This is a genomic window from Streptomyces sp. NPDC045026 (assembly GCF_056432625.1).
The window spans coordinates 200,205-222,228 of the sequence record NZ_JBWKIS010000003.1 but is presented as its reverse complement, the minus strand read 5'-3'; the positions used below and the strand labels follow the sequence as shown (position 1 = coordinate 222,228).

The following is a 22,024-nucleotide window of genomic DNA, read 5'->3' as shown; positions in this document are numbered from 1 at the left end:
TTCCGGAGAATAGAGCGGGCGGGAGGGCGCGCGGGCGGCATCGCGAGGATTCCCCGGGCCACCCGACGGCGGATTAGCACATTCGAGTGACGGGGGCGGAGAACTAAGGGCGGGGAACCGGCCGGGAACGGCGGGGTACACCGGGGAACAGCGGCGGGACGTGACGTATCGCCGTCACGTCCCGCTCATCACCGCTCGGCCTTACGGCCGCCCGCTCAGGCTTCCCGCAGCTTGGGAGCCGACGCCGTCACGTCCTGGTCGGGCACGGCCTGGCCCGACCGGATCAGGTCGATGCGGCCCATGACCTTCGACCGCAGGTCGCTCGGTACGTCGTCCTGGCCGCAGCACCGCTTGACCAGCTTCTTCACGGCCTGCTCGAGGCCGTACTTCTCCAGGCACGGAGAGCACTCCTCGAAGTGCGTCTCGAACTTCGTGCAGTCGCTGTCCGGCATCTCGTGATCGAGGAACTCGTAGAGATGGTCGAGGACTTCACTGCAATCCGTCTCGTGCGGCTCTCCGCAGCTCATGAGCCCGAGCCTTTCGCTTCGTTCGACTCTCCGGCACCGGCCGGGACCAGTCCGCGGTCGCGAGCGTAGTCCTCGAGCATGCCGCGCAGCTGACGACGGCCCCGGTGGAGCCGGGACATCACCGTCCCGATGGGTGTCCCCATGATGTCCGCGATCTCCTTGTACGCAAAGCCCTCTACGTCGGCGAGATAGACCGCGATGCGGAACTCCTCGGGGATCGCCTGGAGCGCCGACTTCACGTCCGAGTCGGGCAGGTGGTCGAGCGCCTGCGACTCGGCGGAACGCAGTCCGGTCGACATGTGCGACTCGGCGCGCGCCAGCTGCCAGTCCTCGATCTCCTCAGCGGCGCTGCGCTGGGGCTCACGCTGCTTCTTGCGGTACGAGTTGATGAAGGTGTTCGTGAGGATGCGGTACAGCCACGCCTTGAGGTTCGTGCCCTCGCGGAACTGGTGGAACGACGCGTACGCCTTCGCGTAGGTCTCCTGCACCAGGTCCTCGGCGTCGGCCGGGTTCCGCGTCATGCGCAGCGCGGCCGAGTACATCTGGTCGAGGAACGTGAGCGCGTCACGCTCGAAGCGCAGGCTGCGCTCCGCGGCGGTCTCCTCGGGCTCTTCCGCCTGGCCGTGTTCGGTCCCTGCGTCGGTGCCAGTGACCGGACCCACCTCCTCCAACGACGTGGCGGGGCCGAAGGAGACCCCACTCGAATCGGAGAATAGACGACCCTCGGTCGGGGCGGCCTGGCGATCGGCTCCGCCCGCCGTCCGAATGGGGGCGGTCTTCGCCGCGTGCAGCACGCTCCACTCCAGGTCAGCGGCGCTGCTGCGGCTCGGGCAGATGGTCGAACCCATGCGGCGGACTTCCTCTCGTAAGCACTCGTGACAACTCGTGACTTCTCGCAAGTCTTCGACAGCACTCTCGTACCGTCTGTTCCGCACAACAGACGCCCGCGCCGCAACATTCCCGGGCGTTACGCGAGTGATCCGGCCCACTGCACGACGGCGTCCACGATGAGTGCCACGGCCTCGTCCTGGCCGATGTCCGCCCGCTTCGGCACCGCGAACCCGTGGTCCCCATAAGGGATTTCGACCAGCTCGTACGCGGTGGAGCCGGGGAATTCGGCGGGCCTGCCGAAGGGGTCGTTGCCGCCCTGGACGACGAGGGTGGGAACGCCGGCGCCGAGGAGTTCGTCGGCCCGGGACTTCTCGGGGCGGCCCGGCGGGTGCAGCGGGAAGCTCAGGGCGAGAACGGCGGCCGCGCCGAGTTCCCTCGCCGTGCGGCACGCCACGCGCGCGCCCGCGCTGCGTCCGCCCGAGACGACCGGCAGCCCGGCCTTCTCCAGGGCGGGCCACACCCCGCGCCAGCCGACGTCCAGGGTCTTCGGTGCGGGTGCCACCTTCTTGCCGGCCACCCGCCAGGGCTGCTCGACGAGGGCGACGGTCACTCCGTGTGCGGGCAGCTCGGCGGCGATGGCCTTCAGGTCACGCGCCTCGATGCCGCCCCCCGCGCCGTGGCTGAGGGCCAGGACGTGCCGGGCCTTCTTCGCGGGGGCGGCCGGATGCCAGGTGATGCGGGCCTCGCCTGCGCCGGTCTCGACGGTCTCGGTCCTGGGCGCCGCCGCCCTCGTCGTGTTCTTGGTCACGTTCTTGGTCACGTCAGAAGAGTGTGCCCTCCTCGGGCCCCTCCAGCTCCTTGAGCAGCTCCGGCCCGTTGTTGCGGACGTTGCTGACCGACGTCGACACGGGGTACGCCCGCATCAGCCCCTCCGGCGGCGGTGCGAGCAGCGAGGTGAGGTCGTCGACGTCGGTGCGCGCCGGGTCGAGCCAGGCGTCCCAGCGGTCCGGCGTGAGCATGAGCGGCATCCGGGGGTGGATGTCGGCCAGCGAGCGCGGCCCCTCGTCGGGTGCGACCGCGAGCGGCGCGGTCTCCGCCTCGGTCGTGATGACCGTGCAGGTCACCCACCAGGCGAGGGGGTGCTCGTCGGGCAGGGTGCGGTCGCGCCAGAACTCGTACAGACCCGCCATCGCGAACACGGAGCCGTCGGCGGGCGTGACGAAGTAGGGCTGCTTGCGCGGCCGCTTCTTCTTGCCCTCGACCTCCAGGTCGCGCTCGCCGACCCCGGTGACCCACTCGTAGTAGCCGTCGGCGGGCAGGATGCAACGGCGGCTCGAGAAGGCGCGGCGGAAGGACGGCTTCTCGGACACGGTCTCGGCGCGGGCGTTGATCATCCGGGCGCCGCCCTCGGGTGTCTTCGACCACGACGGCACGAGGCCCCACTTGAGAGTGCGCAGCTGGCGAACCGGATTCCGGTCGGCGGCGTCCTTCACAGGGCGGTCGAGAACCGCGTAGACCTCTTTGGTCGGGGCCACGTTGAAGTCGGGCGCGAGGGTCTCCTCGGGCTCCCACTTCTCGATCTCAAAGATTCCTGCGAGATCCTCGGGCCTACGACTCGATGCATACCGTCCGCACATACGTGCCACAGTGCCAGATACTGGCCCGCCAGAGGGAGCCGCTCCAGCCATGTACGTCACCGCGAGTACCGGTGCCGCCGACCTGTGGGACCGGGTCTTCGGCAGCCAGTCCGACCCCGATCAGTGGGTGGTGTTCGCCACAGCGGCGGTCGCCCTCGCCGCGATCGTCCCGCACAACATATGGCGGCTCTCCCGCAACGCGATCACCATCGCCCACGAGGGCGGGCACGGCATCGTGGCCCTGCTCAGCGGGCGCCGTCTCGACGGCATCAGGCTGCACTCGGACACCAGTGGTCTCACGGTCAGCCGCGGCAAGCCGTCGGGCCTCGGCATGATCCTGACCGCGGCCGCCGGCTACACCGCTCCCCCGCTCCTCGGCCTCGGCGGCGCCGCGCTGCTCGCCGCGGGGCACATCACGGCCCTCCTGTGGCTGGCCACGGCCCTGCTCGTGGCACTGCTCGTGATGATCAGGAACGCGTACGGCGCGCTGACCGTGATCCTGACCGGCGGCACCTTCGTGCTCGTGTCCTGGCTGGCGGGGCCGCAGGTGCAGGCGGCGTTCGCGTACGTCGTCGTGTGGTTCCTGCTCCTGGGCGGCGTGCGGCCCGCGTTCGAGCTGCAGAGCAAGCGCAGGCGGGGCGGGGCCGGGGACTCGGACGCGGACCAGCTGTCGCGCCTCACGCACGTGCCGGCGGGGATGTGGCTTTTCTTCTTCCACGCCGTCTCACTGTGCTCACTGCTCGGCGGGGGCCGCTGGCTGCTCGGACTGTGACCCATGCCCCCGGGTGGGGGCTCGTGATCCGGCCCGATCGCCTGAGCCCACTAAAGTAAAGGCATGACCGAAAACCCCGCGCACACCTCTCTCTGGCCCGCCCCGCACGCGAGCGGCCCCGTCTTCGCGACGGTCCATGTGCCGGGGTCGAAGTCGGTCACCAACCGCGCGCTCGTCCTGGCCGCGCTCGCCGCCGAGCCCGGCTGGCTGCGCCGCCCGCTGCGCTCGCGCGACACGCTCCTGATGGCTGCCGCCCTGCGCGCCATGGGCGTCGGCATCGAGGAGGGCGTGGGCCCGGACGGTTCCGGCGAGGCCTGGCGCGTCATTCCCTCGGGGCTGCGCGGCCCGGCCACGGTCGACGTGGGCAACGCCGGCACGGTCATGCGCTTCCTGCCCCCGGTCGCGGCGCTCGCCGACGGCCCGGTGCGCTTCGACGGTGACTCCCGTTCGTACGAGCGGCCGCTGAACGGCGTGATCGACGCGCTGCGCGTGCTCGGCGCCCGGATCGACGACGACAGCCGCGGATCGCTCCCGATGACCGTGCACGGCAGCGGTGCCGTCGACGGCGGCCGGGTCGAGATCGACGCGTCCTCCTCGTCGCAGTTCGTCAGCGCCCTCCTGCTGTCCGCGCCGCGCTTCAACCAGGGTGTCGAGGTGCGCCACGTCGGCGGCCCGCTGCCCTCGATGCCGCACATCCGGATGACCGTCGACATGCTGCGCACGGTCGGCGCCCAGGTCGACACTCCTGAGTCCGGCGGCGAGCCGAACGTCTGGCGGGTCACGTCGGGCGCCCTGCTCGGCCGCGATCTGACGGTGGAGCCCGACCTGTCGAACGCCCAGCCGTTCCTGGCCGCGGCCCTCGTCACCGGCGGCACGGTCGTCATCCCCGACTGGCCGGAGCGCACGACGCAGCCCGGCGACCGGCTGCGCGAGATCTTCACCCTGATGGGCGGCTCCTGCGAACTGACCGAGCAGGGCCTGGAGTTCACCGGCTCCGGTTCGATCCACGGCCTCGACGTGGACCTGAGCGAGGTCGGGGAGCTGACGCCCGGCATCGCGGCCGTCGCGGCCCTCGCCGACTCCCCCTCCACGCTGCGGGGCGTGGCGCACCTGCGCCTGCACGAGACGGACCGCCTGGCCGCGCTCACCAAGGAGATCAACGAGCTCGGCGGCGACGTCACCGAGACCGCCGACGGCCTGCACATCCGGCCGCGCCGCCTGCACGGCGGGGTCTTCCACACGTACGACGACCACCGCATGGCCACCGCGGGCGCGATCATCGGCCTCGCCGTGCCGGGCGTGGAGATCGAGAACGTGGGGACGACCGCCAAGACCCTGCCCGACTTCCCCGACCTGTGGGCCGGGATGCTGGGGAACTGACGGGCGGATCGAGATCATGCGCCGCTACGGCAAGAACCCCGACGAGGACGACATCCGCGTCCGCCCCAACCGCAAGGGCAACCGCCCGCGCACGAACATCCGCCCGAAGCACGAGGACGCCGCCGACGGCATGGTCCTTACCGTGGACCGGGGCCGCCTCACCGTCCTCATCGACGACATCCCGGTCACCGCGATGAAGGCCCGCGAACTGGGCCGCAAGGCGGCCGTGGTGGGCGACCAGGTCTCCGTCGTCGGTGACCTGTCCGGCAAGAAGGACACCCTCGCCCGCATCGTCCGCATCGGGGAGCGCACCTCCGTCCTGCGCCGCACGGCCGACGACGACGACCCGTACGAGCGCGTGGTCGTCGCCAACGCGGACCAGCTCGCCATCGTCACCGCCCTCGCGGACCCCGAGCCGCGCCCGCGCATGATCGACCGCTGCCTCGTCGCCGCGTACGACAGCGGCCTCGACCCGCTCCTCGTACTGACCAAGTCGGACCTCGACCCGCCGGACAAACTCCTGGAGATGTACGGGGCGTTGGGCGTCCCCTACGTCGTCACCAGCCGCGAGGAGCTGGAGAGCGGGGCCGCGGTCGGCCGGGTGCGCGAGCAGCTCGACGGCAAGATCACCGTGTTCGTCGGCCACTCGGGCGTCGGCAAGACGACGCTGGTGAACGCGCTGGTGCCCAAGGGCAGCCGGCGTACGACGGGCCATGTCAACGCGGTCACCGGCCGCGGCCGGCACACGACGACATCCGCGCTCGCGCTGCCCCTGCCCGACGACAGCGGCTGGGTGATCGACACCCCGGGCGTGCGCTCCTTCGGCCTGCACTACGTCGACCCGTCCCGCGTCATCAACGCCTTCCCCGACCTGGAGCCGGGCACGGAGAACTGCCCGCGCGCGTGCAGCCACGACGAGCCGGACTGCGCGCTCGACGAGTGGGTCGCTCAGGGACATGCCGATCCCGCGCGTCTGTACTCACTGCGGCGGCTGCTCGCCACGAGGGAGCGGCGCGAGGGCGACTGACCTCAGCGTTGTTTGCGACCGGGCCGCGACGGTAAGTGCATAATCGCACCAAGCCGGACGCAAGATCGAAACCGTACGAAGCGGTCACGGAAGTCGAAGATGCTGGAGGCAAGCACATGGCGTGGCTGCTGGTCATCGTGGCGGGGATTCTCGAGACCGGCTTCGCGGTCTGCCTGAAGCTCTCGCACGGCTTCACCCGGCTCTGGCCGACGATCGCGTTCTCGTGCTTCGCCCTCGGCAGCTTCGGCCTCCTCACGCTCGCGCTGCGCAAGCTCGACGTGGGCCCCGCGTACGCGGTGTGGACGGGCATCGGCGCCGCGGGCACCGCGATCTACGGCATGGTCTTCCTCGACGACCTGGTCTCCGTCCTCAAGATCGTCTCGATCTCGTTGGTGATCATCGGGGTGATCGGGCTTCAGCTGTCGGGCTCGGCGCACTGAGCCGCCACGCTCACACGACGTCCCGTACGCGCGGGAAGTGACAGGCCGCGCTCTGCTTCCCGGCCACCGGACTCGCGGGCACCTCGCGCTCGCAGCGGTCCTTGTCAGCTCCGGGGAGGTCCGCGTAGACGGGGCAGCGCGCCCGGAAACGGCATCCTTCGTAGCGCCGCGTCGGGCTCGGCGGGTCCCCGGCGAGCAGGATCCGGTCCCGCTGCCGTGCCCGCTCCCGCTCGGGGTCGGGCAGCGGCACCGCGGACAACAGGGCCTGGGTGTAGGGGTGCAGAGGCCCCTCGAAGACGTCGGCCACGGGCCCGGACTCGACGGTCCGCCCCAGGTACACGACGCTCACCCGGTCCGCGACGTGCCGCACGACGGACAGGTCGTGCGAGACGAGGAGATAGGCGAGGCCGAGTTCCGCCTTGAGCCGCTGGAGCAGGTTGAGGACGCCCGCCTGTACGGAGACGTCGAGCGCGGAGACGGGTTCGTCGAGGACGAGCAGCTCAGGCTCGACGGACAGGGCCCGTGCGATCCCGACGCGCTGCCGCTGGCCGCCGGAGAACTCGTGCGGAAAGCGCTCCGCGTCGGCGGGGTCGAGGCCGACCTGTTCCAGGAGTTCGGGGATCCGGCGCGCGATCGCCGTCCGGTCCGCGCCCTGGGCGCGCAGCGGCTCGGTGATGATGTCGCCGACCGGCATTCGGGGATCCAGGGAGGCCATCGGGTCCTGGAACACGATCTGCACGCGCCGCCGCAATGCCGCCCGCCCCGCCTTCCCGAGGCCGCCCACGGACTGCCCGAACAGCTCGACGTCCCCGGCCTCGGGCCGTGCCAGTTCGAGGAGTTCGAAGAGGGTGGTGGACTTCCCCGACCCGGACTCGCCGACGAGCGCGAGGGTCTCTCCGCCGCGGATGTCGAGGTCCACCCCGTCGACGGCGTAGACGCTCCCGACCCGCCGCCGGAAGGCGCTCCCCTTGAACACGGGAAACGTCCTGGCCAGCCCGCGCACCTTCAACACGGGCCCCGCCGGGGGACGTTCACCGCGATCGGGGATCCCGGGCACGGGGAAGACGTCCTGCGGGGCGAGTCCACGGACCTCGTCGGCGCGCACACAGGCGGCGCGGTGAGGCGCCGCCGAACCCGCGGCGGCCCGCAGTGGAGGCACCTCGCTCAGACACGCCTCCACCGCCATGGGGCACCTGGGCGCGAACGCGCACCTCGCGCCCAGCTCCCCGGTCCCGGGCGGAGCCCCCGGCACGGGCACCAGCACGTCCGCCGCCCCGTCGAGCCGCGGCACCGCCCCCATCAGCCCCAGCGTGTAGGGCATCCGGGCCTCCCGGAACACGTCGTCCACGGGCCCGCTCTCGACCACGCGGCCGGCGTACATCACCGCCACCCGGTCGGCCATCCCCGCGATGACCCCCAGGTCATGGCTGACCAGCACGACGGCCGCACCCGTCTCGCGCTGAGCCCTCCGCAGTACGTCGAGCACCTGGGCCTGGATCGTCACGTCGAGCGCCGTCGTCGGCTCGTCGGCCACGATGACGTCGGGGTCGTTGGCCACGGCCATCGCGATCATGGCCCGCTGGCGCATGCCCCCGGAGAACTCGTGCGGGAAGGCGTCGGCGCGCGCGGCCGGTTCCGGGATCCCGACGAGGTCGAGCAGTTCTACCGCGCGTGCCCGCGCCGCTTGCGCGGACACCTTCTGGTGGGCCCGCACGGCCTCGGCTATCTGGTCCCCGATCCGGTACACGGGCGTGAAGGCCGACAGGGGATCCTGGAACACCATCCCGATCCGGCTGCCGCGCACCCGCGAGAGATCCCGGTCGGACGCGCCGACCAGCTCCTGCCCGTCCAGGCGCACCGATCCGCGGACGGCGGCGTTGGCGGGCAGCAGGCCGAGGAGGGCCAGCGCGGTCGCGGACTTCCCCGACCCCGACTCGCCCACCAGGCCGAGGACCTCTCCCCGCTCCAGCGTCAGGTCCACGCCGCGTACGGCGGGCTTCCCGTCGAAGTCGACCTGGAGCCCGGACACCTCAAGCAGCACGGCGCGCCCCCTTCCTCTTGTTGGCCCGGCTCGTCGGGTCGAACGCGTCGCGCAGTCCGTCCCCCACCAGGTTCACCGCGAGCACGAAGACGATGAGGAGCCCGGCGGGGAAGAAGAACATCCAGGGGTAGGTAATGGCCGCGCCCGTCGACGAGGCGATCAGGGTCCCCAGCGAGACGTCGGGCGCCTGTACGCCGAACCCGAAGTACGACAGCGCCGTCTCGCTCATCACCGCGCCGCCGACCGCGATCGTGGCGTCGATGATCAGGAACGAGGCCACGTTGGGCAGGACGTGGCGCCAGATGATCCGGAAGGCGCCGACGCCCATGTAGCGGGCGGCGCGCACGAATTCGCGCTCCTTGAGGGACACGGTCATCGAGCGGACCACCCGCGCGGTGATCATCCAGCCGAAGACGGCCAGCAGCCCCACGAACGCGAACCAGCCGCCGCCCCGCAGCCGCGGCGAGACGATCGCGATGATGAGGAACGAGGGGAAGACGAGGAGCAGGTCGACGACGAACATCAGCGCCCGGTCCGCCCAGCCGCCGAAGTACCCGGCGCACGCGCCCACCAGCGCCGCGAGCCCGGTCGAGAACAGGGCCACCAGAACCCCGATCACCAGGGACTTCTGGAGCCCGCGCACGGTCTGCGCGAAGACGTCCTGACCGATGCGGTTGGTGCCCCACCAGTGGTCGGCCGACGGGCCCTCGCGCAGGGCCGTGTAGTCGACCTTGCTGTACGTCCACTCGGCGAGGTACGGGCCGAGCACGGCGAGGGCGACGAGCAGCAGCAGGACCGTCGCCCCGGCGAGGGCGCCGCGGTGGCTCAGGAAGCGGCGTGCGACGACCCCGGCCCGGCCCCGGGGGCGTACGGCCGGGGGCACCGGGTCGAGCACGGCGCTGGCGGTGGTGGTCATGGCAGGGGACGTCCTCGGGCGTCAGGCGCGCCGGACGCGCGGGTCGAGTGCGGCGTGCAGGGCGTCGGCGAGGAAACCGGACAGCAGCACGACCACGGCGGCGAACACATTGACGGCGACGACGGAGTTGACGTCGTTCTTGCCGATGGAGGAGACGAACCACTCGCCCATGCCGTGCCAGCCGAAGATCGTCTCGGTGAAGGTGGCGCCCGTGAACAGGGCGAGGAAGCCGTAGCTGAAGAACGTGGACATGGGGATGAGGGCCGTGCGCAGTCCGTGCCGCAGCAGCACCGTGCGCCGGGTCAGCCCCTTCGCCTGGGCCGTGCGCAGATAGTCGGCGCCGAGCACGTCGAGCATGGCGGAGCGCTGGTAGCGGCTGTACCCGGCGACGGCGCCGAGGGCGATGGAGATCGTCGGCAGCAGCAGGTGCACCGAGCGGTCCTTCAGGACGGCCCAGAAGCCGGAGTCGACACCTGGGCTCTTCTCGCCGGTGAACTGGATGAGGTCGGTCCCGGTCCGCTGGTTGAACCAGATGGCACCGATCTTGAGCAGTACGGCCAGCAGGAAGACCGGGGTCGAGAGCAGTGCGAACGACGCGAGGGTCAGCGCCCGGTCGGACAGCCGGTACTGGCGCACCGCCGTCCACGCCCCGGCGATCACCCCGACCACCGTGCCGGTGATGGTGCCGAGCAGCAGCAGGCGCAGGCTCACCCCGATCCGCCGGCCGAACTCGGCGGCGACGGACGACCCGTCGATGGTCTGCCCGAGATCGCCGCGCACGGCGTGCCCGGCCCAGGTCAGGAACCGTTCGGCGAGCGGTTTGTGGTCGTTGACGCCCATCGCGGTGAGGTGGTGGTCGACCGCCGAGGGCGACAGGGGCGGCTGGCGGCCCTCGTAGTACGCGCGCGGGTCGAGCGCGAGCGAGGCGATCAGGTAGGAGAGGCAGACGGCGACGAGCAGCAGGACCACGTAGTAGCCGAGCCGCTTGGCCAGATATGCCGACACCGTTCCTGCCCTTCGCGGATTGCGCCGAACTCTCGTTGAAACACACCTTTTGACGACCGGGGACCGTGTCCGGCACCCCTCATCGGCCGTCATCGGCGCAGGTCATCGACTTCCAACTCCAGCATGATCGCGGCTTGTTGCTGTTTTGTGAAGAGCGCATGTCAAGACCGCCGTACCCTTCCGCCGTCAACTCCCGTGGGTCTACGGTCTCGGCTGACATGCGGCCGCTCCGCCGCCGCAGCCCGGACCGGAGGAAGACCCATGCGCAGATCCACCCTCACCGCCGTCGCCGCAGCCCTGTCGGCCACCCTGGTGCTGGCGGGCTGCGGGTCGTCCGACGACGACAAGCCGGTACGGAAGAAGGCCGCGCCGGCCGTGGACGGTCAGGACGTCAACGCGCATCCGGTGAGCGATCTCCGGCAGGGCGGGACGCTGAAGATGGGCCTGTCGACGTGGCCCGCTAACTTCAACTGGAACACCCCCGACGGCTACCAAGGTGACGCCACGGAGGTGGACGCGGCCCTGCTGCCCGACCTGTTCGACAACGACGCCAAGGGCGCCCAGCACCTCAACCCGAACTTCCTGGTCTCGGCGAAGGTCGTCTCCACGGACCCGCAGGTCGTGGAGTACGAACTGAACCCGAAGGCCAAGTGGTCCGACGGAAAGCCGCTGAGCTGGAAGGACTTCGCCGCTCAGTGGAAGGCCCTCAACAACACGGACAAGGACTACGAGGCCGCCGTCACCGACGGCTACGAGCAGATATCCAAGGTCGAACAGGGCAAGGACGCGCACGGCGTCCGGATCACCTTCGACAAGCCGTACGCCGAGTGGCAGAACCTCTTCGACCCGGTGTACCCGGCTGCGTACATCGACACCCCGGAGAAGTTCAACAAGGGCTGGACGCAGAAGCTCCCGGTCACCTCGAACGCCTTCAAGATCAAGAACATCGACAGGACGGCCCAGACGATCACCATCGTGCCGGACCCGGCCTGGTGGGGTCCCAAGCCCAAGCTGGACTCCGTCGTCTATCGGATCGTCGACTTCACCGCGACCACCGAGGCGTATCTCAACAAGGAGATCGACTCCGCCACCGCGCTGCTGCCCGAGGACTACAAGCGCCTCGTGAAGTCCGCCGGCACGGACATCCGGCGCGGCGCGCGCTGGGACGAGGTGCACATCGCGCTCAACGGCGCGCACGGCCCGCTGAAGGACGTCCGCGTGCGCCAGGCGCTCGGCAACGCGATCGACCGCAAGGGCATCAACGCCGCCTTCAGCAAGGACCTCTCCTTCGAACTGAAGCCGCTCGACAACCACTTGTTCATGCCCAACCAGGAGGGCTACCAGAACAACTCGGGCGAGTACGGCAAGTACGACCCCGAGAGGGCGGACAAGTTGCTCGACGCGGCCGGCTGGAAGTCGGCCGGTGAGGGGAAGACCCGCACCAAGGACGGCAAGGAACTCACGCTCGATTACACGCTCAGCGCGGGCAGCTCGTCGGCCCAGGTCGACCAGGCGGAGCTGGTGCAGCAGCAGCTGGCGGCCGTCGGCATCAAGGTCACGCTGAAGAAGGTCCCGGCCAACGACTACTTCACGAAGTTCGTGAACACCGGCAACTTCGACCTGACGAGCTTCCGCAACGTCGACGCCGTCTTCAAGAACATCGTCATCCCCACCTTCGTGCAGCCGCAGGGCAAGAACCTCTTCCAGAACTACGGCTCCATCGGCTCCCCGAAGATCGACGCGCTGCTGAAGAAGGCCCAGCAGACCACGGACAGGACCGAGGCGGACAAGCTCTACAACGAGGCCGACAAGGAGCTCTGGAAGATCGGCCACTCCATCGAGCTGTACCAGCGGCCGCAGATCGTCGCGGTCCGCTCCGGCCTCGCGAACTACGGCGCCGAAGGCCTCGCCAGCAGCGACTACACGAAGATCGGCTGGCTCAAGTAGGCCGTCCGGTACGTCACTTCACGCGGTGACGTCCCGGCGCCGGTGCGGCAGCGCCTCCCTCACGAGGCGCCCCGCCCCGCCGTCGCCCGGCGGGGCGAGCAGACAGGACAGGGCGAGCCGGACGGCGAGTTCGCAGTCGCGGGCCAGCTGGTCCGCCTCCGCCCGGGGCCGTCCCGCCGAACGGAGCGCGGCCGCGGCCCGCTCACGGACCAGCTTCACCAGGTCGCCGGGGCCAGGGAGCGGACCGTCGGCCCGGCGCTGTGCGGGCACGGTCGACGAGGAGGTCACGCCACCGGGCGCCGGGGCCGGCAGCCGCTCGCCCCAGCAGCCGGTCAGCACGGCCCGTACGAGCGCGCTGGAGCCGGCAGCGGTGACGGTCCACTCGGCGACGGCCTCGACCCCGGCCTCCTTCAGGGCCCGGTCGGCGCCGGCCAGATAGGCGTCGGCCTCGCGCCGGACCAGGGCGCGCGCGAGGCCTTCCTTGCTGCCGAACTCGTTGTAGAGGGTCTGCCGGGACACCCCGGCGACGGCCGCCACGTCGGCCATGCGCACCAGGGGCCAGGGGCGCCCGGCCAGTGCCGTACCGGCCGCGTCCAGCAAGGACTGCCGCGCTGTGGGCATCGTCGCCTCCCCACGCCGTAGCGGCTCAACCGCCAGGGTTGACGTGCCCGTGGGCCCTGTCAATAGCCCTCGCGGGCCGCCGGGCCCGGCGCCCTGTGGCCCGGGACCGACCTCGATCGATACTGTTCACCCATGCCCGACTATCACGATGATCTGCGTCTCGCCCACGTCCTCGCGGACGCCGCCGACGCCGCGACCATGGACCGGTTCAAGGCCCTCGACCTGAAGGTCGAGACCAAGCCGGACATGACGCCGGTGAGCGAGGCCGACAAGGCCGCGGAGGAGCTCATCCGCGGCCAGCTCAAGCGGGCACGGCCGCGGGACGCGATCCTCGGCGAGGAGTACGGCATCGAGGGCACGGGCCCGCGCCGCTGGGTCATCGACCCGATCGACGGCACCAAGAACTACGTGCGCGGCGTGCCGGTCTGGGCGACGCTCATCTCGCTGATGGAGGCGGGCGAGGGCGGCTACCAGCCGGTCGTAGGCGTCGTCTCCGCGCCGGCTCTCGGCCGCCGCTGGTGGGCGGCGAAGGGCGCGGGCGCCTACACGGGCCGCAGCCTGACGTCGGCCTCGCGCCTGCACGTCTCCAAGGTCGGGCGCCTCGCGGACGCCTCCTTCGCGTACTCCTCGCTGAGCGGCTGGGAGGAGCAGGGCCGGCTCGACGGCTTCCTCGACCTCACGCGCGCGGTGTGGCGCACGCGCGGTTACGGCGACTTCTGGCCGTACATGATGGTCGCCGAGGGCGCGGTCGACATGGCGGCGGAACCCGAGCTCTCCCTGTGGGACATGGCGGCGAACGCGATCATCGTGACGGAGGCGGGCGGCGTCTTCACCGGCCTCGACGGGCGCCACGGCCCGCACAGCGGCAACGCGGCGGCGTCGAACGGCCTGCTCCACGGCGAGCTGCTGAGCTACCTGCAGACGTGAGCGTCGCGCCGCTACGGCGCGCGGAAGCTCCGTAGCGGCGCAACGGACCTTCCGCGCCCCCTTGTTGACGGCCCGAACGGCTGCGACTCTGAGAGTCCCCCCACTTGTGAACTTGTGAATCCGTTCTCCAGGTCGGGACCGGAGGCAATCCTTCGGCATCCCGGAGGTCGCGGATTCACCAAGGAGGTGGCTCACGCCCATGCTCGTCCGCGACGCCATGAGCACGATGGTCCTCACCATCGGCCCCGCCCACACGCTGCGCAGGTCGGCCCGTCTGATGTCCGAGCGCCGCGTCGGCGCGGCGGTCGTCCTCGACCCCGACACCTGCGGAATCGGCATTCTGACCGAGCGCGACATCCTCAACTCGCTCGGCCTCGGCCAGAACCCGGACCACGAGATCGCCGGCACCCACACCACGACCGACGTCGTCTTCGCCTCCCCGGCGTGGACGCTCCAGGAGGCCGCCGAGGCCATGTCGCACGGCGGCTTCCGGCATCTCATCGTGCTCGACGACCAGGAGCCGGTCGGCATCGTGTCGGTCCGCGACATCATCCGCTGCTGGGCCCCGGCCCGCCGCCGGTCGACGACGCTGGTGAGCTAGGACCTCACCTTCGCCACACAAGAGGGCCGGCCCCCGAAAGGAGCCGGCCCTCTGCCTGCGTCAAGCGTCCCGGTCAGCCGCGAAGGGCCTGGACCGCAGCCTCGAGGCGCTTGCCGAAGTCACCGTCCGCCTGGCGGAAGTTACTGATCGCACGCTCGGCGATGTCGTCGCGCGAGACGCCCGCGATGTTGCCCGCGAGGTTCTCGATCAGGCGCGCCTTCTCGTCCTCGGACATCAGCCGGTAGAGGTTGCCTGCCTGCACGAAGTCGTTGTCCTCCGCGTGCGAGGGGGCCTCGTGGTTGCCGGTGCCGCCGGTGACGGATGTCGACACCCACAGCGGCCGGTCCGTCTGGAACGGGCCGCCGAAGGAGTTCGGCTCGTAGTTCTTCGCGCCCTGGTGGCGGCCGTCGTACAGGAAGCCGTCACGGGAGTTGGTGCGCGCCTCGGTGGCGTGCGGGCGGTTCACCGGCAGGTGGTCGGCGTTGATGCCGACGCGGTAGCGGTGCGCGTCCCCGTACGCGAAGAGGCGGCCCTGGAGCATCTTGTCGGGCGACGGGCCGATGCCCGGCACGAAGTGCGCCGGCGAGAAGATGCTCTGCTCGACCTCGGCGAAGACGTTCTGCGGGTTGCGGTTGAGCTCCAGCTTGCCGATCTCGATCGCCGGATAGTCCTCGTGCGGCCACACCTTGGTGAGGTCGAACGGGTTGAAGCGGTACGTCGCCGCATCCGCCGCCGGCATGATCTGCACCTGCACGGTCCAGGACGGGAACTCGCCGCGCTCGATGGCCTCGCGCAGGTCGCGCTGGTGGGAGTCGGGGTCCTCGCCCGCGAGCTTCGCCGCGTCGGCCGCCGTCAGGTTCTCGATCCCCTGGTCGGTCTTGAAGTGGTACTTGACCCAGAAGACCTCGCCGGTCTCGTTGTTCCACTGGTACGTGTGCGAGCCGTACCCGTTCATGTGGCGCAGCGTCGCCGGGATGCCGCGGTCGCCGAAGAGCCAGGTGACCTGGTGCGTCGACTCGGGGCTCAGGCCCCAGAAGTCCCACACGTTGTCGGCCTCCTGCGAGCCCGTGTACGGGTCGCGCTTCTGCGTGTGGATGAAGTCGGGGAACTTGATGGCGTCCTTGATGAAGAACACCGGGGTGTTGTTGCCGACGAGGTCGTAGTTCCCCTCCTCGGTGTAGAACTTCAGCGCGAAGCCGCGGGGGTCACGCACGGCGTCCGCGGAGCCGAGGCTGCCCGCGACGGTGGAGAACCGCAGGAACGTCTCGGTCTGCTTGCCGACCTCGGAGAGGAACTTCGCGCGCGTCCACTGCGAGACGTCCCGGGTCAGCGTGAACGTGCCGTACGCACCGGCGCCGCGGGCGTGCACGATGCGCTCCGGGATGCGCTCGCGGTTGAAGTGCGCGAGCTTCTCCAGCAGCGCCTGGTCCTGAACCAGTACGGGCCCGCCGACGCCCGCGGTCTCGCTGTTCTGGTTGTCCGCGACCGGCGCTCCGGCCTCCGTGGTGAGCGGTCCCTGCGACGTCACGTGCGCCTCCTGCCCCGGTGCAAGCACCGGCTCCACTGGAGCGGCTGTTGCCGCGCCCTCATCTGCTGCAAGTCCTGTCCTTGGCCAAAGCCAGGTTCGATCCTACAATGGACATTGTCTAAGTCAAGCAAGGTTCCAAAGTCACACCCGTTCGGGACCTGGTCCCCCCGCCTGTTAGGCTGACCCTCATGAGTGACCTGTTGGAACGACTGCGCGGACGCGGCTGGCGTATGACCGCACAGCGGCGCGTCGTGGCTGAGGTCCTCGACGGCGACCATGTCCACCTGACGGCCGACGAGGTGCACGCGGCCGCAGTCGCCAAGCTCCCCGAGATCTCCAGGGCGACGGTCTACAACACGCTCGGCGAGATGGTCTCCCTCGGCGAGGTCATCGAGGTCGCCACGGACAAGCGCGCCAAGCGCTACGACCCGAACGCGCACCGTCCGCACCAGCACCTGGTCTGCGCCCGGTGCGGCGCGATCCGGGACGTCCACCCGAGCGGCAACCCGCTCACCGACCTCCCCGACTCCGAGCGCTTCGGCTTCACGGTCTCGGACGTCGAGGTGACCTACCGGGGCGTCTGCCCGAACTGCGCGTCGGCGTAGCGCAGCACACCACCCTTTCCGAAGAGGGCCCGCACCGGACGGTGCGGGCCCTCTTCGCGCGCCCCTCCTCGCGTACCCCCCCTTCGCGCACCCCTCTTCACCGAGCCCCTGGCGCGCCCCTTTGGTCCGCATCTCAACAACCCACCCCCTTCCCCAATCTGACGACCCGTCATATCGTCGGCGGCGCCCACCTCCACCGCACCCCGGGAGGAAAACCGTGGGAGAGCCGCACCCCAAACTCCAGGCCCGCACACTCACCCGGTCCTTCGGCCGAGGCCACCGCACGGTGGCGGCCCTCGGCCCCCTCGACCTCACCATCGCCCCCGGCGAGTTCACCTGCGTGGTCGGCCCGTCCGGCTGCGGGAAGTCCACCCTCCTGCGCATCGCCGCCGGCCTGCTGCGCCCCACCGCCGGAGAGCTGGCCATCCGCACCGACAGCGACCGCCCGGCCGCGATGATCTTCCAGGACTACGGGATCTACGACTGGAAGACGGTCCTGGCCAACGTCCGCTTCGGCCTCGACATCCAGAAGGTCCCCCGCCGCGAGGCCGACGCCCGCGCCACCGACTGGCTCACCCGCATGGGCCTCGCCGACTTCGCCGACGCCTATCCGGCCGCGCTGTCCGGCGGCATGCGCCAGCGCGTCGCCATCGCCCGCGCGCTCGCCGTCGAGCCCGAGATCCTCCTCATGGACGAGCCGTTCGCGGCCCTCGACGCCCAGCTGCGCACGATCCTCCAGGACGAGCTCCTCGACCTCACCCAGACCACCCGCACCACCACCCTCTTCATCACCCACAGCCTGGAAGAGGCGATCGTGCTCGGCGACCGCGTCCTCGTGATGTCGGCGCGGCCGGGCCGCATCATCGCCGAGCGCCGCCCTCCGTTCGCCCGGCCACGCACCGGCGACATCCGCTCGACGCCCGAATTCACCGCACTGAAGGGCGAGTTGTGGGATCTGCTGCGGGGCGAGGTACGGCGCGACGAGGTGGTCCCGGCATGACGACGACCGCCCCGAAGGAAGACACGACGCTCCTGGTCAGACGGCCGGGCCCGCAGGAGCTGCACCCCGCCCGCACCCACCGCAGGCGCCGCGCCCTCGAACTCTCGCTCGCCGTCGCCGTCCCCCTCGCCCTCGTCCTGCTGTGGCAGCTCGCCGCCACCCAGGCGTGGATCGACGACCGCGTCTACCCGGCGCCGTCCACGATCCTCGTCGACGGCTGGCACCGCGCCGCGGACGGTGACCTGTGGCCGGACGTGTGGGCCACCCTCAAGCGCGTACTCGCCGGATACGCGATCGGCACCGTCACCGGATACGCCCTCGGCCTCCTGATGGGCTCGCTCTCCGTGGTCCGCGCCGCCCTCGAACCGATGCTGGACGCCCTCTACGTCGTCCCGAAGCTGGCCCTGCTGCCCGTCTTCCTGAACATGTTCGGCCTCGGCGAGGGCCCGCAGATCGCGCTGGTCGCCACGACCGTCTTCTTCTTCGTCTGGATCTCCACGATGGCGGCGGTGCTCGCCGTCCCCTCCGGCCACCGGGACGCCGGGCAGGTCTTCGGCGCCTCTCCGTGGCAGATGTTCCGGCACGTCCTGCTTCCGGCGTCGCTGCCCGCGGTCCTGGTCGGCGCCCGCATCGCCGCGGGCGTCGCGGTCCTCGTGATCGTCGCCTCCGAGCAGATCGCGGCCACGAACGGCCTCGGCCACCTGATCTTCGACGCCCGCGCCCTGTTCCAGAACGACGTGATGTTCGTCGGCATCGTCTGCGTCGCCGTGCTCGGCGTCGTCTTCTCCGAACTGGTGCGCATCGCGGGCCGGCTGCTCACCCCGTGGGCGCCGCGCGACCGCGGCCGCGGCCAGTCCTGACCTCCACCGCCCCTTCCCGTACGGAGAACCCATGCGCACCAGACTCGTGTGTACGACCCTGCTCGCGACCGGCGCCCTGTTCGCCTCGGCCGGCTGCGGCGGCAACAGCACCTCCTCTTCGGACACCGCGGCGAAGCCCCGCACGGTCAAGGCGGTGGCGGGCTGCGGGAAGACCGGCTGGACCGATCCGTCGGACCTGGCCACCGACCGCGCACCGGCCCGCTGCGACAAGGGCACCCCGGCCCCGGTGAAGCTCACGAAGACCCGCAAGCTCACCATCGCGACCGGCACCCTGAGCGCCGAGTACGTGGCCCCGCTCGAACTGGCCGTACAGAAGGGCGAGTTCAAGAAGGATGGCCTCGACGTCACCCTGAAGGTCCTGCCGACCCCGGACGCGCTCCCGCTCCTGGCCAAGGGCGACATCGACGCGCAGTGGGCCGCGCCCGAGGCCGCGGTGATGAACGGCATCAGCGGCGGCTTCGACATCAAGTGGGTCGCCGGGAACTTCTCCCCCGACCCGAAGTCCAAGAGCGGTATGTGGGTGCGCCTGAAGAAGGGGCAGAGCCCGGACCACGTCCCGATGGCGGGACGCAGGCTCGGCACGATGATCGGCAAGGGCTCGGTCATCTCGTACCCCATGGACAAGGCGCTCAAGAAGCACGGCGGCGGGCTCGACAAGATTCAGTTCCAGCAGCTCGGCTCGGCCGACGTGCTGACCGCGCTCCAGAACGGCGGGGTCGACTCGGCCTGGCTGCTCGACCCGGTGTGGCGCAAGGTCGACGGCGACAAACGGTTCGCGTTCCTGGGCGGCCAGCCGCTCGGCGAACCCCTCGGCGGCCTCCTGTTCGGCCCGAACCTCCTCAAGGAGGACCCGGACGCCGGGGTCGCGTTCCTGCGCGCGTACATCCGCACGGTGAACACGTACTTCGCGGGCGACTACAAGAAGGACCCGGCGTTCGTCACCGATCTCGCAGGGCTCCTGAAGACCGACAAGGCCGTACTGGAGTCGACGCCGTCGCTGCGGATGGACTGGGAGATCAGGGCGGGCACGACGGACCGGCTCCAGGCGGCGTACCGCGCGGCGGGCGTCTCCAAGGGGGCCTCGCTGCCGGAGGACAAGGTCGTGGACCGGGCGCTGTACGGGGAGGCGGTGGGCCACAAGCCGTGACGCCGGGCTCAACTGGCCGGTACCTGGCGGTACCTGGCCACGAAACAGAGCTGAGGCCCGGAACCATTGGTTCCGGGCCTCAGGCCTTCAGTAGCGGGGACAGGATTTGAACCTGCGACCTCTGGGTTATGAGCCCAGCGAGCTACCGAGCTGCTCCACCCCGCGTCGGTAAACACGACTGTACGCGAACGCCCCCGACCAGCGCAAATCCCTTCCGGCGCCTGCCCTGCGGGGCGAAATGAGGGTCTGATGGGGGGCGTGGCAGGGGCCGGTCCAGGCCCCGCCACCCGCCACACCCCCATATGCCTCCGTTACGCGGACAGCTCCGACCGCAGCGCGTCCCGCAGCCGCCCGGCCCGCTCGGACACCTCCGCCGGACCGAGTTCCACGGCCCGGTGCGCCCACCGCTGTCCCTCGACGAGGTCGCCGCGGCGCGCGCACAGCAGCGCGAGCCGCAGCGCCGCGCGCCCGTGCCCGGCGTCGGCGGCGCGCGTCCACCACAGCGCGGCCTCCGGCTCGCTCCCCTCGCGGGCGAGCAGCAGCCCGAGGTTGAACGCGCCGTTGCGCGATCCCGCTTCCGCGGCCTCGCGGTACCAGCGCGCCGCGCAGACGATGTCGCCCCGCGCCGCGGCCAGCATCCCGACCCGCACCTGCGCGCGCCGGTGCCCCTGCTCGGCGGCCCGCTCGTACCACTCCTCGCACTCGGCGCGCTCGCTGACGCACTCGCCGAGCGCGGGGGGTCCGGCCGGGGGCTGCCGTGCGTCGAGGACCGTGGCCAGGCGGTACGCGCCCTCCGCGCTGCCCCCGCCGGCGGCGCACCGCAGATGCCGCTCGGCATCCCGCTCGTCGCCGTCCCGCAGCCGGGCGATCCCGGCCTGGAGCGCGGCCTCGGTGTGCCCGCCCGCCGCGGCCCGCTCGTACCACTGGAGGGCGGCGCCCTCGTCGCCCCTGCTCGCGTACAGGATGCCGAGGTTGAAGGCGGCGTCCACGCTGCCCGCCTCGGCGGCCTTGGAGAACCACGGTTCGGAACCCGCCGCGTCGCCGCCCTGCAGGAGCAGCACCGCCAGCGCGTTCGCCGCCTCGCGGTGACCCGCGTACGCCGCACGCCGGTACCACTGGTCGGCCTGCGCGGTGCGGCCCTGCTCGGCGCAGAGCAGGCCGAGGTTGTACGCGCCGTTGATGTCGCCCGCGTCCATGGCCGCGCGGTACCAGCGCTCGGCGGTCTGGTTCTCGCCGCGCTGGGCGTGCAGGGCGCCGAGCGCGTTGGCAGCGTTGCCATCGCCCTCCTGGGCGGCGCGCAGCCACCAGATTCCGGCGCTCTCCTCGTCACCGGCGTCGCGCAGCAGGAAGCCGAGCGCGCAGGCGGCCCGGGGCTCGCCGTCCTTCGCGGAGTTCAGGTACCAGCGGCCTGCCTCCTTGAGCTCGCCGCGCTTCTCCAGGATCGCGCCGAGGTGCAGGGCGGCCCGGCGGTGACCACGCGCGGCCGCCTGCCGGTACCACTGCTCGGCCTCCGCGGCCGCGGGCAGCTTCCTGCGGGCGCCGGTCGCGGTCGCGTCGCCGGGGGCGCCGCTGTCGTCGTCGGCGGGCGCGGGCGCACCACGCAGCGCCCCCTCGGGGCGCTCCTGTGCGGCGCGCCGGTCGAGGGTGCGGGCGAGCCGGTAGGCGGCCTCGCGGTGGCCGTGCTCGGCGGCGGCACGCATCCAGCGCTCGGCGCCGACGTCGCTGCGGTGTTCGAGGAGGTCGGCGAGCGCGTACGCACCGAGGGCGTGGCCCTGTTCGGCGGACTGACGCAGCCAGTATTCGGCGGCGGGCTCGTCGCCGCGCTCGCGGTGGTGGCGGCCGAGGGCGTGCGCGGCGGGGGCGGATCCGGCGACGGCGGCGATGCGCCACCAGCCGGCGGCCTCGTCCGCGTAACCGCGCTGGAGCAGCAGGACGCCGAGGTTGTTGGCGGCGGCGCGGTCGCCCGCGGCGGTGGCAGCGCGCAGCTGGGGCTCGGCTCCGTCGAGGTCACCGCGGCGCAGCAGCATGGCTCCGAGGACGCTCATCGCCTCGACGTCGCCGGACTCGGCGGCCGGCCGATGACGTGCTTCCTCTGCGGCCGCCCCGGGTTCCTCCCGGTCGGCCGGCTGCACAAACCGCCCTGTCTCCAACAGAGTTGCCTTGTCCCCCATAACGTCCATCGTCGCACCAC

At 71.2% G+C, this 22,024-nt stretch carries 21 protein-coding genes and 1 tRNA gene; 11 read left to right on the top strand and 11 right to left on the bottom strand.

Features of this window, described 5'->3' with window-relative positions:
• Nucleotides 1–215 precede the first annotated feature (215 nt).
• The 4 genes from rsrA to AC07EJ_RS08375 form a co-directional block, all read right to left on the bottom strand.
• The gene (gene rsrA, locus AC07EJ_RS08390; RefSeq protein WP_116510175.1) at nucleotides 216–527 is read right to left on the bottom strand and encodes a mycothiol system anti-sigma-R factor; all 312 of its coding nucleotides are present in this window, start codon (nucleotides 525–527) and stop codon (nucleotides 216–218) included.
• Nucleotides 524–1,189 carry an RNA polymerase sigma factor SigR gene (gene sigR, locus AC07EJ_RS08385; protein WP_199841903.1) on the bottom strand — a complete coding sequence of 222 codons (666 nt, stop codon included), beginning with the start codon at nucleotides 1,187–1,189 and terminating at the stop codon, nucleotides 524–526. Before sigR ends, rsrA begins: the two co-directional genes overlap by 4 nt.
• Nucleotides 1,190–1,494: 305 nt before the next feature.
• Entirely contained in the window at nucleotides 1,495–2,178 is a 684-nt protein-coding gene (locus AC07EJ_RS08380; protein ID WP_389478620.1) for an alpha/beta hydrolase family protein, read from the bottom strand.
• Between the two features lies 1 nt (nucleotide 2,179).
• On the bottom strand, nucleotides 2,180–2,995 hold the full coding sequence (locus AC07EJ_RS08375; protein WP_389478619.1) for an SOS response-associated peptidase: 816 nt from the start codon (nucleotides 2,993–2,995) through the stop codon (nucleotides 2,180–2,182).
• Nucleotides 2,996–3,044: 49 nt separating this feature from the next.
• On the opposite strand from AC07EJ_RS08375, the gene AC07EJ_RS08370 reads away from it, so the two are divergent.
• From AC07EJ_RS08370 to AC07EJ_RS08355, 4 genes are all read left to right on the top strand, one after another.
• On the top strand, nucleotides 3,045–3,767 hold the full coding sequence (locus AC07EJ_RS08370) for a M50 family metallopeptidase (protein WP_389478618.1): 723 nt from the start codon (nucleotides 3,045–3,047) through the stop codon (nucleotides 3,765–3,767).
• Nucleotides 3,768–3,830: 63 nt separating this feature from the next.
• On the top strand, nucleotides 3,831–5,147 hold the full coding sequence (gene aroA / locus AC07EJ_RS08365) for a 3-phosphoshikimate 1-carboxyvinyltransferase (protein WP_389478616.1): 1,317 nt from the start codon (nucleotides 3,831–3,833) through the stop codon (nucleotides 5,145–5,147).
• 16 nt (nucleotides 5,148–5,163) lie between these two features.
• Nucleotides 5,164–6,174, top strand: a complete 1,011-nt coding sequence (gene rsgA / locus AC07EJ_RS08360) for a ribosome small subunit-dependent GTPase A (protein ID WP_389478615.1) — start codon at nucleotides 5,164–5,166, stop codon at nucleotides 6,172–6,174.
• A 116-nt stretch (nucleotides 6,175–6,290) separates the two neighbouring features.
• Complete coding sequence (locus AC07EJ_RS08355) at nucleotides 6,291–6,614, top strand: DMT family transporter (protein ID WP_127832323.1); 324 nt, start codon at nucleotides 6,291–6,293, stop codon at nucleotides 6,612–6,614.
• Nucleotides 6,615–6,624: 10 nt separating this feature from the next.
• On the opposite strand, the gene AC07EJ_RS08350 is transcribed toward AC07EJ_RS08355, so the two are convergent.
• From AC07EJ_RS08350 to AC07EJ_RS08340, 3 genes are read right to left on the bottom strand one after another with little or no spacing between them, the layout of a single operon-like run.
• On the bottom strand, nucleotides 6,625–8,655 hold the full coding sequence (locus tag AC07EJ_RS08350; RefSeq protein WP_478883972.1) for a dipeptide ABC transporter ATP-binding protein: 2,031 nt from the start codon (nucleotides 8,653–8,655) through the stop codon (nucleotides 6,625–6,627).
• Nucleotides 8,645–9,571 (bottom strand): ABC transporter permease, encoded by a 927-nt coding sequence (locus tag AC07EJ_RS08345; protein WP_389478613.1) that lies wholly within the window; start codon nucleotides 9,569–9,571, stop codon nucleotides 8,645–8,647. Before AC07EJ_RS08345 ends, AC07EJ_RS08350 begins: the two co-directional genes overlap by 11 nt.
• Nucleotides 9,572–9,592: 21 nt before the next feature.
• Nucleotides 9,593–10,576, bottom strand: coding sequence for an ABC transporter permease (locus tag AC07EJ_RS08340; RefSeq protein ID WP_478883971.1), 984 nt, complete (start codon nucleotides 10,574–10,576; stop codon nucleotides 9,593–9,595).
• A 261-nt stretch (nucleotides 10,577–10,837) separates the two neighbouring features.
• Between AC07EJ_RS08340 and AC07EJ_RS08335 the strand changes: the two genes are divergently transcribed.
• Entirely contained in the window at nucleotides 10,838–12,523 is a 1,686-nt protein-coding gene (locus tag AC07EJ_RS08335) for an ABC transporter family substrate-binding protein (RefSeq protein WP_478883970.1), read from the top strand.
• Nucleotides 12,524–12,541: 18 nt separating this feature from the next.
• Here the strand turns inward: AC07EJ_RS08335 and AC07EJ_RS08330 are convergent, their stop codons facing one another.
• Nucleotides 12,542–13,144, bottom strand: a complete 603-nt coding sequence (locus AC07EJ_RS08330; RefSeq protein WP_389478610.1) for a TetR/AcrR family transcriptional regulator — start codon at nucleotides 13,142–13,144, stop codon at nucleotides 12,542–12,544.
• Between the two features lie 132 nt (nucleotides 13,145–13,276).
• Here AC07EJ_RS08330 and hisN point away from each other — a divergent pair, with 132 nt between their 5' ends.
• Together hisN and AC07EJ_RS08320 are read left to right on the top strand one after the other, a co-directional pair.
• A complete protein-coding gene (hisN, locus tag AC07EJ_RS08325) occupies nucleotides 13,277–14,071 on the top strand; it encodes a histidinol-phosphatase (RefSeq protein WP_100595971.1) in 795 nt (264 codons plus the stop codon).
• A gap of 199 nt (nucleotides 14,072–14,270) precedes the next feature.
• Nucleotides 14,271–14,672, top strand: coding sequence for a CBS domain-containing protein (locus tag AC07EJ_RS08320; RefSeq protein WP_389478609.1), 402 nt, complete (start codon nucleotides 14,271–14,273; stop codon nucleotides 14,670–14,672).
• A gap of 73 nt (nucleotides 14,673–14,745) precedes the next feature.
• Here AC07EJ_RS08320 and AC07EJ_RS08315 read toward each other — a convergent pair whose 3' ends face one another.
• Nucleotides 14,746–16,227, bottom strand: a complete 1,482-nt coding sequence (locus AC07EJ_RS08315) for a catalase (RefSeq protein WP_478883969.1) — start codon at nucleotides 16,225–16,227, stop codon at nucleotides 14,746–14,748.
• A 161-nt stretch (nucleotides 16,228–16,388) separates the two neighbouring features.
• Here AC07EJ_RS08315 and AC07EJ_RS08310 point away from each other — a divergent pair, with 161 nt between their 5' ends.
• From AC07EJ_RS08310 to AC07EJ_RS08295, 4 genes are all read left to right on the top strand, one after another.
• A complete protein-coding gene (locus tag AC07EJ_RS08310; protein ID WP_362903855.1) occupies nucleotides 16,389–16,805 on the top strand; it encodes a Fur family transcriptional regulator in 417 nt (138 codons plus the stop codon).
• 217 nt (nucleotides 16,806–17,022) lie between these two features.
• Nucleotides 17,023–17,805: an ABC transporter ATP-binding protein gene (locus AC07EJ_RS08305; RefSeq protein WP_329570501.1), complete on the top strand. Its 783-nt coding sequence runs from the start codon at nucleotides 17,023–17,025 to the stop codon at nucleotides 17,803–17,805.
• The gene (locus AC07EJ_RS08300) at nucleotides 17,802–18,665 is read left to right on the top strand and encodes an ABC transporter permease (protein ID WP_326711269.1); all 864 of its coding nucleotides are present in this window, start codon (nucleotides 17,802–17,804) and stop codon (nucleotides 18,663–18,665) included. The genes AC07EJ_RS08305 and AC07EJ_RS08300 overlap by 4 nt, the downstream gene beginning before the upstream one ends.
• 31 nt (nucleotides 18,666–18,696) lie before the next feature.
• On the top strand, nucleotides 18,697–19,833 hold the full coding sequence (locus AC07EJ_RS08295; protein ID WP_389478602.1) for an ABC transporter substrate-binding protein: 1,137 nt from the start codon (nucleotides 18,697–18,699) through the stop codon (nucleotides 19,831–19,833).
• Between the two features lie 91 nt (nucleotides 19,834–19,924).
• Here AC07EJ_RS08295 and AC07EJ_RS08290 read toward each other — a convergent pair.
• Together AC07EJ_RS08290 and AC07EJ_RS08285 are read right to left on the bottom strand one after the other, a co-directional pair.
• Nucleotides 19,925–19,998: transfer RNA gene (locus AC07EJ_RS08290), tRNA-Met, on the bottom strand.
• A 146-nt stretch (nucleotides 19,999–20,144) separates the two neighbouring features.
• Nucleotides 20,145–22,013, bottom strand: coding sequence for a tetratricopeptide repeat protein (locus AC07EJ_RS08285; protein WP_389478601.1), 1,869 nt, complete (start codon nucleotides 22,011–22,013; stop codon nucleotides 20,145–20,147).
• Nucleotides 22,014–22,024 lie beyond the last annotated feature (11 nt).